Genomic DNA, 8,143 nt, shown 5'->3' on the forward strand with positions numbered 1-8,143 from the left:
GACAGGGTGCTGGCCGCCGCCAGGGCGGCGGCCAGCACCCGGGCCCTCATGCCGGGCCCCGCAGGATGCCGCCCAGGGTGGGGTCGCTGGTGCTGGGGGAGCCGCCCGGCGCCGGGGCGGGAGCCGGCGCACCGGGGGAGCTGACTCCCGGTGAGGACCCGCCGGTCGCCGGGGCGCCGGGCGGCAGCTTGAGCAGCTTGCGCAGCTGATCGGTCAGCGGCAGGCCGCGGGCGTGCAGGGTCTGCGCCAGCGCCCGGCACTTCGCCGGCACCTGGGCGCCGGGGAGCTGGTCCACCATCAGCGAGCAGACGAACGCGGCCGGGTCGTACGGGCCGAGGGGGTTGTCCCGGGTGTCGAGGGTGCCCGAGCGCGGGTTGTACGCGAGGCTGAGGTTGTTCACCGCCAGCGGCGCCACGTCCAGGATGTCGATGACCGCCCGCTGCTGCCGGACCAGCACCCGGGTGACCTCGGCCAGCGCCTCGACGTTGTCGGTCAGCGCCGCCCGGTTCTGCCGGACGAAGGTGGTCACGTCGGCGAGCGCGGCGGCGAGGTTGCGCAGCGCGGCGGCCAGCTCGTCCTTCTCCCCGGCGAGCTGCTCGGCCACGTCGGCGAGCTGCTGGTTGAAGCCGCGGACCTGCTGATCGCTGCGCGACAGCGCGGTGGTGAAGCGTTGCAGGTTGGCCACCGAGCCGAACAGGTCCTGCCGGCCGTCGGCGAGGGTGGTCAGCGTGCGGGACAGCCCGTCGAGGGTATCGTGCAGGCTGCCGCCGTTGCCCTCCAAGTTGGCCCGCCCGGTGGCGACCAGGTCGGACAGGGCGCCGTCGGCGTTGGCGCCCGCCGGCCCGAGGGCGCGGTTGAAGTCGTCGAGCGCCTGGTAGATGTCGTCGATCTCCATCGGCGCGGCGGTGCGGTCGACCGGGATCACGGCGCCGTCGGCGAGCGCTGGCCCACCGGTGAAGGCCGGGGTGAGCTGCACGTACCGGTCGCTGACCACGCTGGGCGGGACGATCAGCGCCTGGGCGTCGGCGGGTACCTCCACCTCGGGGTCGTAGCGCATGTCGACCCGTACGGTCCGGCCCTGCGGGGTGACCGACTCGACCTCCCCGACCCGTACGCCGAGGACTCGGACGTCGGAGCCGGGATAGACCCCGACCGCCCGGGTGAAGTACGCGACCACCCGCCGCTGGGCCGGTTCCTGGCGCCAGACCACCACGCCGGCGGCGACGGCGGTCAGCAGCACGGTGGCGGCGGCGAGGGGGCGCCGCCAGCGCTGGATCGGACCGGGCATTCAGCGTCCTCCCGTCGTGGGCTGGTACGGCTGGAGCAGGCCGTCGACATAGGAGTCGAACCAGCGGCCGTTGCCGGTCACGTTGGCGAACGCGGTGACGAACGGGGCCATGCGCCGGATGGTCTGCTCCAGGTCGTCGCGGTTGCGCTGCAGGACGGCGACCACGTCGCGCAGCTTGCGCAGGGCCGGTTCGAGCTGGGCGCGGTTGTCGGCGACCAGCCCGGAGAGCTGGGTGGCGAGGTCGTCGGTGCCGACGAGCAGCCGGTGGATGGCGTCCCGGCGACGGCTCACCTCGGCGAGCAGTTTCTCGCCGTCGGTGACGAGCCGGCGGAACTCCTCGTCCCGCTCGGCGAGCACGCCGGTGACGGTCCGGGCCCGGGCGAGCAGGGTGCGGAGTTCGGCGTCGCGGCCGGCCACCGTGCGGGACAGCCGGGACAGTCCGGTCAGCGAGGTGTGGACGCTGGCCGGGGTATCGGCGAACGTCGCGGAGAGCGTGCGGAACGCCTCGGCGAGCTGGTCGGTGTCGACCCGGTCGAGGGTGTCGGCGAGTCCGGTGACCGCCTGCACCACGTCGAACGGCGCGGCGGTGCGGGCGAGCGGGATCTGCCCGCCCTCGGACAGCCGGCCCGGTCCGGCCGGGGACAGGGCGAGGTACTTCTGCCCGAGCACCGTCTTGATCCGGATGGTGGCGCCGGTGTCGCGGCCGAACCGTACGCCGTCGTCGTCCACCCGGAACCGGACCCGGACGTACGGCGGGGTGCCGCGGGCGAGCTCCACCGCGGTCACCGCGCCGACCCGGACCCCGGCCACCCGGACCTCGTTGCCCACGGCGAGGCCGCTGGCGTCGTGGAACGCGGCCTGGTAGCTGCGACCGGTCAGGGCGGCCAACCGGTCGAGCTGGAAGGCGCCGAGCAGGGCGGCGACGATCACGGCCAGCCCGACCGCGCCGACGAGGACCGGGTTGCGTTCGCGGAAGGGCTTCACTGGTCGCCTCCGGTGGTGCAGCGGGCGGCGGGGGCGCTGAAGGTGGCCGGGTTCAGCGGCGCCCGGCCGGCGACGGCGACCCGGCCGTCGAAGTCGCAGAGGTAGAAGTTGAACCAGGAGCCGTAGGAGGCGACCCGGGTGAGCGACTCGTAGCGCTCGGGCAGCCGGCCGAGGGCGCCGTCGATGACGGCGGCGTTGCGGTCCAGGCTGCCGGCGAGGTCGTCCAGGGCGCGGACGTCGGCGGCCAGCGGCGGTCGCACCTCCCGCAGCAGCGAAGAGGTCACGTCGGTGAGTTCACCGAGGTTCGCCAGCGCGTCGCCGACGGCGGTGCGGTCGGCGGCGAGGCCGGAGACGAACTGCTGCAACTGGGCGACGCTCTGGTCCAGCTCGCGGTCCCGCCCGGCCAGGGTCGCCAGCACGCTGTTGAGGTTGGTGACGACCCGGCCGATGACGGCGTCCCGGTCGGCGAGGGTGTTGGTCAGTGAGGCGGTGCGTTGCAGCAGGCTGGCGACGGTGCCGCCCTCGCCCTGGAGGACCTGGATGATCTCGTACGCGAGCTTGTTGACGTCGTTCGGGTTGAGCGCGGTGAACAGCGGCCGGAACCCGTTGAACAGTACGGTCAGGTCCAGCGCGGGCGTGGTCTGGTCGAGCGGGATCAGCCCGTTGGCGCGCAGCGGCCGCCCCTCCCCCGGTCCCTCGGCCAGCGCCACGTACCGCTGGCCGACGAGGTTGCGGTAGCGGATGCTGGCGTGGACGCTGGTGGCCACCGGGACGTCCCGGTCGACCGTGAAGGCCACCTCGGCGACGGTGTCGTCGACCACGGCGATGTCGCTGACCTTGCCGACCCGGACCCCGGCGATCCGGACGTCGTCGCCGGGAAGCAGCCCGGTGACGTCGGTGAACCGGGCCCGGTAGGTGACGCCGTCCGGCGGGAAGGCGCCGAGGGTCTGGGCGAGCAGCGCGGTGGCCAGCAGCGTCGCGGTGGCGAAGAGCACCAGCTTGACCAGCGAGGTGGTCGTCTTCCCGGTCATCGTGCGTTCACCACCGCTCCGCGCAGCAGCGGCCCCCAGAGCAGCACCGCGATGTCGGGTACCTCGGCCGGTGGCGTGCCGGTCAGCCCGCCGACGAGGGGCTTCACCAGGGCGCTCTCCTCGCCGGTGCCGGCCCGGCCCATCTCCGGGGCGGGGGCCGGCCCGCCGGTCGACCCGGGCAGTCCGACGGGCAGCGGGTCGCGCTTCCGCTCGCCGCCGTGGTCGTACCCGTCGGTGACCGGCACCTCGGGGGCGGGCACGTGCGGGTTGGGCAGGCCGCGGCAGTTCGGGCCGTTGTGGGCGCCGTAGACGGGCTCGTCGCGGCCTCGCTCGTACGGGCCGCCGTCGCGGGTGACCTCCAGGGTGATGTGCATTCGCCCGCCGGCGAAGACCTCCTCGACCCGCGGTTGCAGCGCGACCAGCCCGCTGACCAGGCACGGGTACTCGGGGGCGTAGGTGGCGAGCAGTTCCAGCACCGGGCGGCTGACCGACCCGAGCCGGATGAGCTGGTCGCCGTGCCGGTCGAGGAAACCACGGCTGGTGTCGGCGGTGTCGGTGGTGTCGGCGAGGAACGCCGCGAGCTGGGTGCGCTGGTCGGCTACCGTGCCGGCGGTGACGGTGACGTCCCGCAGCAGGGCGAGCAGGTCCGGCAGTGCCGAGTCGTAGGCGTCCAGCACGACCGCGAGCTTGCGGACGTCCTCGGCGATGGTCGGCATCGCCGGGTTGAGCTGCCGCAGGTACGCGTCGAGCCGGGCCAGGTTCGCGCCGAGCTGGTCACCCCGGCCCTCGAGTGCCGTGGAGATCGCGCCGAGGGTGGCGGCGAGCTGATCGGGGCGGATCGACTGCAGCAGCGGCAGCGCCTGGTCGAGCACCCGTTCCAGCTCCACGGCGGTCCGGCTGCGGTCCTGGCCGATGACCGCGCCGTCGTGGATCGGAGCGGCGGTGCTGGCGGCCGGGGGGACGAGTTCGACGTACCGCTCGCCGAAGAGCGTCTTCGGCAGCAGCCGGGCGGTCACGTCGGCGGGGATCCGGGCGGTGGTGGCGGGGTCGAGCGCCAGCCGGATGACCGCCCCGCCGCCGTCGCTGCGTACCGCCCGGACGTCCCCCACCACGACGCCCCGCACCTTGACGTCGGCGCCCTCGGTGAGCTGCAGGCCGGCGCGGTCGGCGTGCAGGGTGACCCGGGCGACCGGAGTGAACGCCTTGCGGTACTGCAGCACCGAGGCCGTCAGCGCCGCGGTCAGCACGGCGATGAAGACGATGCCGAGGACGCGATGTCTCATGCTCACCCCGCGATCCGGACGGTGGTCGTGGCACCCCAGATGGCCAGCGACAGGAAGAAGTCGACGACGTTGACCGCGACGATGGCCAACCGGACGGCCCGCCCGACGGCGACGCCCACTGCGGCCGGTCCGCCGCTGGCGGTGTAGCCGTACCAGCAGTGCACGAGCACGACGATCACGCTGAACACCAGCACCTTGCCGAACGACCAGAGCACGTCCCCGGGCGGCAGGAAGAGGTGGAAGTAGTAGTCGTACGTGCCGGCGGACTGGCCGAAGTAGAGGACGGCCATGGTGCGGGTGGCGAGGTAGCTGGAGAGCAGGCCCACCACGTACAGCGGAACGACCGCGATGAAGCCGGCGATCATCCGGGTGGTGACCAGGAACGGCAGCGACGGCACGCCCATCACCTCCAGCGCGTCGACCTCCTCGGAGATCCGCATGGCGCCGAGTTGGGCGGTGAACCCGCAGCCGACGGTGGCCGACAGCGCCAGCGCGGCCACCAGCGGGGAAATCTCCCGGGTATTGAAGTACGCCGACACGAAGCCGGTGAAGGCGCTGCTGCCGATCTGGTTCAACGCCTGGTAGCCCTGCAGGCCCACCTCGGTGCCGGTGAAGAAGGTGAGGAAGCAGATGACGCCGACGGTGCCGCCGAGCACCGCGAGCGCACCGGAGCCGAAGCTCACCTCGGCCAGCAGCCGCAGCACCTCGCGCTTGTAGCGGTGCAGGGTCCGCGGGGTCCAGGCGAAGGCGCGCAGGTGAAAGGCGAGCTGCCCGCCGAGGTCGTCGAGAAGGCGTAGCACGGTCAGCTCCCCTTCTGCGGTACGAGCTGGAAGTACCCGGCCGTGACCACGAAGTTCAGCGCGAACAGCAGCATGAAGGTGATGACCACGCTCTGGTTGACCGCGTCGCCGACCCCCTTCGGCCCGCCCTTGGCGGTCATCCCCTTGTAGGCGGCGACGAGCGCGGCGGCGGCCCCGAACAGCAGCGCCTTGACCTCGCCGACCAGCAGGTCGGGCAGTTGCCCCAGGGCCTGGAAGCTGGCCAGGTACGCGCCGGGGGTGCCGCCCTGCAGCACCACGTTGAAGGCGTAACCGCCGGTCACCCCCACCACGCTGACCAGGCCGTTGAGCAGCACCGCGACCAGCATCGAGGCAAGCACCCGGGGCACCACCAGGCGGTGGATCGGGTCGATGCCGAGGACCTGCATCGCGTCCAGCTCCTCGCGGATCTTCCGCGAGCCCAGGTCGGCGCAGATCGCCGAGCCGCCGGCGCCGGCGATGACCAGCGCGGTGACGATGGGTCCGGCCTCCCGGACCACGGCGAGCACGGACGCGGCACCGGTGAACGACTGCGCGCCGAGCTGGCGGACCAGCGAGCCGAGCTGCAGGGCGATGACCGCGCCGAACGGGATCGACACCAGCGCGGCCGGCAGGATCGACACCGAGCTGATGAACCAGGCCTGCTGGACGAACTCGCGGACCTGGACCGGGCGGCGGCCGAGGCCGCGCAGGGTGTCCAGGCAGAACGCGAAGAACTCGCCGGAGTGGCGTACTGCGGTGACCGGGCCGCTCATCGGGCCACCTCCCCGTGCTCCCACCGCTCGGCGGTGGCGAGCTCGACGGTGGGGCGCTCGTCGGCCCACCGGCCCTCGAACGACCCCGGCGGCGGGGTCACCCCGTGCGCCCGGCACCACTGTCCGGGTGGGCGTTCGGCCCGGCGGGGCATCCCGTCCGACGGCGGGAGTTGCAGCGGGATGGGTGGCAGGGGCGGCAGCTCGACGCCCGCCTGCGCCTCGGCCTCGAGTTCCTCGGCGTCCTTCTCTTCGGCCATGCCGATCGGGCCGATGCGCTGCGCGTTGAGGAACTGCCGCACCACCGGTTCGGTGCTGGACAGCAGCATCTCCCGCGGACCGAACATGGCGAGGTGGCCGTGGTAGATCAGGCCGATGTTGTCCGGCACGGTCCGGGCGGTGTTGATGTCGTGGGTGACGATCAGGAACGTCGCCTCGGTGCGCTGGTTGAGGTCGATGATGAGCTGGTTCAGGTAGGCGGTGCGGACGGGGTCCAGCCCGGAGTCCGGCTCGTCGAAGAGGATGATCTGCGGGTCGAGGACGAGCGCCCGGGCCAGGCCGGCCCGCTTGCGCATCCCGCCGGAGATCTCGCCCGGCAGTTTCCGCTCCGCTCCGACGAGGCCGACCATGTCGAGCTTCTCGGTGACCACGGCCCGGATCTGCGACTCCGTCTTGCGGGTGTGCTCGCGCAGCGGGAACGCCACGTTGTCGTAGATGGTCATCGAGCCGAACAGGGCGCCGTCCTGGAACAGCACGCCGAAGAGCTTGCGCACCTCGTACAGCGCCCGTTCGGAGAGGCGGGGCAGGTCCCGCCCCTCGATCACGATGGAGCCCCGGTCCGGGCGCAGCAGGCCGACCAGTGTCTTGAGGAAAACGGACTTGCCGGTGCCGGACGGTCCGAGCAGGACGGATATCTCCCCCGCCGGCAGGGTGAGGGTGATGTCCGACCACACGGGCTGCCCGCCGAAGGACTTGGTGAGCCCCTGCACGGCCACCTCGACGCCCATCTACCCCTCCCTCCGTCGCTGTGTGGGACATCGGGGCGGGCCACGCGGATGCAACAACTTTCTTTCCGCTACCGTCGCCTGACTCTGCGTCAGCTAGGCAAATCGGGCCGGCCTCGATACGGTGCCCGGTAACCGGTCGGTAATGAGGGTGCCTCGCAAACGTCATGACGACAGTGATCGAGCCAGAGCTCGTCCGCCGGGCCGCCACGGGCGACCCGGCGGCGACCGCGACGCTGCTGACCGAGGTACGCCCCGGCCTGGTCCGCTACTGCCGGGCGCGGCTGGGGCGGATCGGCGGCGCGTACACGACCGCCGACGACGTGGCCCAGGAAGTGTGCCTGGCGGTGCTGCGCGCCCTGCCCCGGTACCGGGACCAGGGCTCCCCGTTCGCCGCCTTCGTCTACGGCATCGCCGCGCACAAGGTCGCCGACGCCCAGCGGGCGGCGATCCGCGACTCGGCCGTCACCCCCACAGACGCGCCGCTGGATCAGCCGGACCAGGCGCCCGGCCCGGAGCAGCAGGCGGTCGCCACCGATCTGGCCCGGCGACTGTCGGTGCTGCTGGACCGGCTGCCCGAGGTGCAGCGGGAGATCGTCCTGCTGCGGGTCGCGGTGGGCCTCTCCGCCGACGAGGTGGCCACCATCGTCGGGATGACCGCCGCCGCGGTGCGGATGGCCCAGTCCCGCGCCCTGGCCCGGCTCCGTACCCTTGCCGGGAGTGCACTGGACGAGGTGGCGGCATGACGGAGCGCACGCCGGGCGGCGGCGACGAGGCGATGGATCTGGAGATCCTCGCCCGGGACGACGTGCTGCTGGACGCGCTGGGCCGCGGTGAGGAACCGCCGGCCGACGACGATCTCGCGGCGATGCTCGCCGCCTGGCACGCCGACATTTCTGACGGCGCACCCGAGCCGACGGTGGTCCGGGACGCCGCCCCCGTCGCGGCCGACACCGCGGTCGACGCGCCGGTGCCCCTCGGTT

Annotated in this window: 9 protein-coding genes; 2 read left to right on the top strand and 7 right to left on the bottom strand. The window is 73.0% G+C overall.

Going from position 1 to position 8,143, the window contains the following annotated elements:
• Window positions 1-46 precede the first annotated feature (46 nt).
• From DKL51_RS19530 to DKL51_RS19560, 7 genes are read right to left on the bottom strand one after another with little or no spacing between them, the layout of a single operon-like run.
• Entirely contained in the window at window positions 47-1,288 is a 1,242-nt protein-coding gene (locus DKL51_RS19530) for an MCE family protein (RefSeq protein WP_221623208.1), read from the bottom strand.
• Entirely contained in the window at window positions 1,289-2,272 is a 984-nt protein-coding gene (locus DKL51_RS19535; RefSeq protein ID WP_124812349.1) for an MCE family protein, read from the bottom strand.
• The gene (locus DKL51_RS19540) at window positions 2,269-3,303 is read right to left on the bottom strand and encodes an MCE family protein (RefSeq protein ID WP_109947081.1); all 1,035 of its coding nucleotides are present in this window, start codon (window positions 3,301-3,303) and stop codon (window positions 2,269-2,271) included. Before DKL51_RS19540 ends, DKL51_RS19535 begins: the two co-directional genes overlap by 4 nt.
• Window positions 3,300-4,586, bottom strand: a complete 1,287-nt coding sequence (locus DKL51_RS19545) for an MCE family protein (protein ID WP_124812350.1) — start codon at window positions 4,584-4,586, stop codon at window positions 3,300-3,302. Before DKL51_RS19545 ends, DKL51_RS19540 begins: the two co-directional genes overlap by 4 nt.
• Window positions 4,587-4,588: 2 nt before the next feature.
• A complete protein-coding gene (locus DKL51_RS19550) occupies window positions 4,589-5,386 on the bottom strand; it encodes an MlaE family ABC transporter permease (RefSeq protein ID WP_243421051.1) in 798 nt (265 codons plus the stop codon).
• Window positions 5,387-5,388: 2 nt separating this feature from the next.
• Window positions 5,389-6,159, bottom strand: a complete 771-nt coding sequence (locus DKL51_RS19555; protein WP_109947078.1) for an MlaE family ABC transporter permease — start codon at window positions 6,157-6,159, stop codon at window positions 5,389-5,391.
• Window positions 6,156-7,163, bottom strand: coding sequence for an ABC transporter ATP-binding protein (locus DKL51_RS19560; protein ID WP_124812351.1), 1,008 nt, complete (start codon window positions 7,161-7,163; stop codon window positions 6,156-6,158). Before DKL51_RS19560 ends, DKL51_RS19555 begins: the two co-directional genes overlap by 4 nt.
• 164 nt (window positions 7,164-7,327) lie before the next feature.
• Between DKL51_RS19560 and shbA the strand changes: the two genes are divergently transcribed.
• Window positions 7,328-7,906, top strand: coding sequence for an RNA polymerase sigma factor ShbA (gene shbA, locus DKL51_RS19565; protein ID WP_109966745.1), 579 nt, complete (start codon window positions 7,328-7,330; stop codon window positions 7,904-7,906).
• A partial coding sequence (locus DKL51_RS19570) for an anti-sigma-D factor RsdA (protein ID WP_260428585.1) occupies window positions 7,903-8,143 on the top strand: 241 nt, incomplete at its 3' end. The genes shbA and DKL51_RS19570, both read left to right, overlap by 4 nt.

This window comes from Micromonospora globispora (assembly GCF_003857015.1).
Taxonomy (GTDB): domain Bacteria; phylum Actinomycetota; class Actinomycetes; order Mycobacteriales; family Micromonosporaceae; genus Micromonospora; species Micromonospora globispora.